The organism is Ectothiorhodospira sp. PHS-1 (assembly GCF_000225005.1).
GTDB lineage: Bacteria > Pseudomonadota > Gammaproteobacteria > Ectothiorhodospirales > Ectothiorhodospiraceae > Ectothiorhodospira.
On sequence record NZ_AGBG01000066.1, the window covers coordinates 1 to 2,710 of the forward strand.

Genomic DNA, 2,710 nt, shown 5'->3' on the forward strand with positions numbered 1-2,710 from the left:
CCGTGTTTGCCGCCGGGATCCCTGCATGAATTCGTGGGGATACTCCAGCGGTGGCATGTCCCTGGAAGAACTTATCGTGCCCTTTGTGAAAGTGAGTTACGTCAATTGAAAACGACCAATCCGCCTGCCCCCAGAATCGGCTTCGACCGCTACATAGCGCTGGAGTGGGCATCAGCAGCTTTACGGGTACGCGCCGGCCTGGCTGAACCCGATGACTTGAATGCTCTGCTGGATGAGGCGGGGCTCGGCGTGGCGGCGCGCAAGAAGACGCGCACCGTACTGAATCGCCTATGGCTCGAACCGCGACCTGAGCTGGCCAGCTTCGCTGAACGCGGTATCGCCATTTACAAAGCCAACCCTGGCGTTCCAACCACTGCCCTGACCTGGGGAATGGCAATCGCCAGTTACCCATTCTTCGGCAAGGTCGCTGAACTGGTGGGTCGCTTGTCCGCACTCCAGGGAGACTGCGCCTCGACAGAAGTCCATCGCCGCATGAGCGAAGTTTATGGTGAGCGGGAAGGCACCTACCGCATGACCAACATGGTCCTGCAGTCACAAGCCAGCTGGGGTGCTATCGAGCGCGTGGAAAAAGGCAAGCGCCTGGTCCGCCTGAAACCTCGGGTGCTCAATGATGCCGAGACCATCGCCTGGCTGATTGAGGCTGCCTTGCGCTACGGTGGTAAATCGGTATCTGTGCCCGCCCTGTCGTCCCTGGCCGTGCTCTACCCATTTGTTCTCGATCAACCGCTGGGCTACCTCGCCTCACAAAGCCCGAACCTGACGCTCCACGCCCAAAGCCCTGGCAGCCAGGTGGTCGGCTTGCGGACAGAAGACTAAGACTGGACTCAGGCCTGATAAACACACAAAAGGAGCTGATGATATGAGTGCCGGAGAGGACGAAAACCTACCGACCCAGGAGAACGGGCAACCTGAACCGTTCTTCATAACCGAAGACGTTGAAGCAGAGCTTGTCGCCGCAGGCTATGAGTTTGAGCCACCAAACCATGTGCGCACGACCTGCCTGAGCCAGGATACCGGTTCTTCGACGCAGTAGCCTGTGATCCAACCACGCACCCAACTGTCAAGGAATCCTTGTCAGTTGGATCTGAGCATACCGAGGGCAGTAGTCAAGGAATCCTTGACTACTCAAATGGCCACCAGCGAAGCGCGGCTGACTGTACTGAAAGCAGGTGAAATCGGTACAGTAGCAGTACACACACCCGTTCTGGCCATCTTCGCAAAATTACGCTAACCTACTGTCACGTAAATACTTTTAGCTTATCTGGCTTACGGTAGATTACCCCTGATTTTGCTGGGCTTGCAGCGTTGCGTGCAAACTCATAATCCCTTGGTCGTCGGTTCGAGTCCGACCGGGCCCACCAATCAATCCATCCACCACGTTGGTTTGACATCATGAGACATCAGCCGGCTGGGTGCCGATGGTCACACGCGGCGGTTCAAACTCGATGTCCGCAACGTCTGGCATGCCCAGAGTGTTGTTTCCCGCCCCTAATCGCTGACCACCGCCCGATTCGAAGCGAATTATTCCCCCGGTGAGGGAGTCGGTGCGGTGGCGGAGTGTGGAAGGGGTCTGTGGGGAGATGCCCGGATTGATTCACCGGGACTGGTAGACCGGGACGTGCCCGGGCATGATTTGAGGCCAACCCATAAAAGTGGCCCGCCACGGTAGCCGCCGTGCGGGCCGGTGGCCGGTGTGCTATTGCGCCTGAGAACGCCTTTGACCGGCGAACAATACGTTACCGAGCAAGGCTGGTTGAAGGCAAGCCTGACGTGTTGTCCGCTGCATCCCGCCGGGGGCTGTGGCTTTGCCCGCCACGGCAGCTATCCGCGCAAGCGGCCCTTGGGGGCGCGGATCGCCCGCTGGTACTGCCCGTTGGGGCATCGCACGTTTTCCCTGATACCTGATTGTCTGGCGGCCCGCTGGTCGGGGACGTTGCAGACGGTAGAGGTGGCGGTGATGACCGCGGAGACCGCGCCCAGTCTGGTGGCGGCCGCCAGGATCCTGCGTCCCGACATCGAGGAGGCGGGGGCGGTGCGCTGGGTACGCCGCCGCAAGGATGCGGTAGGCGATGGCTTGCACCGCCTCAGGGGGTTGCTGCCCGAACTCCTCGCTGACTGCGCCCTCACCGTGACCGCCTGCCAGATCGCATTGGGCCTGACGCCCTTGCTGCCCGCCCTGCGTGAGATTGCCGCGCCCTGGCTTGTTCAGTTGCCGCCGCCACTCGGTTTTTCCCACCGCCGCGGTGGCGGTGGGTCCACCTCCCCGTCGCGCCAACACTCAATGGGCCCTGACCCGCCCGGCAGCGGGGCGTAGCGTCGTGGAGCGACCATTTGGGTCGTTTGCCCCGGAGACGCTGCCATGCCCGATCCCTCCCATGACCTGCGCCACGAGATCGCCCTGTTCCGTTTCGGGCTGATCGCCGACCTGGTGCGCCGGCCGCCCGGCGCGCCCGGGCTCTACACCCAGCTCCATGCCATTGCCGCCCGCTCCCATCCGATCCCCGGCAGTGATCGCACCCATGTGGCCGCCGAGACCTTGCGGGACTGGATCAAGAAGTATCGCCAGGGGGGCTTTGACGCCCTGCTGCCCAGGTCACGCCAGGATCGCGGCCAGCCCCGGCGTCTACCCGCGGCCGTGACGGAGGCCCTGATCGCCTTGAAGGAGGCGCATCCTTGCTGGTCCGTGCGT

3 protein-coding genes are annotated in these 2,710 nt (G+C 62.1%); all 3 read left to right on the forward strand.

Features of this window, described 5'->3' with window-relative positions; all coding sequences use genetic code 11:
* Positions 1-837 (forward strand): hypothetical protein (locus ECTPHS_RS13550; protein ID WP_371200122.1); only part of this gene is annotated, 837 nt, incomplete at its 5' end.
* 901 nt (positions 838-1,738) lie between these two features.
* Positions 1,739-2,335 carry a hypothetical protein gene (locus tag ECTPHS_RS15025; RefSeq protein ID WP_008933334.1) on the forward strand — a complete coding sequence of 199 codons (597 nt, stop codon included), beginning with the start codon at positions 1,739-1,741 and terminating at the stop codon, positions 2,333-2,335.
* 45 nt (positions 2,336-2,380) lie between these two features.
* Positions 2,381-2,710: helix-turn-helix domain-containing protein (locus ECTPHS_RS13565; RefSeq protein ID WP_008933319.1), on the forward strand; the 330-nt coding region annotated here is incomplete at its 3' end.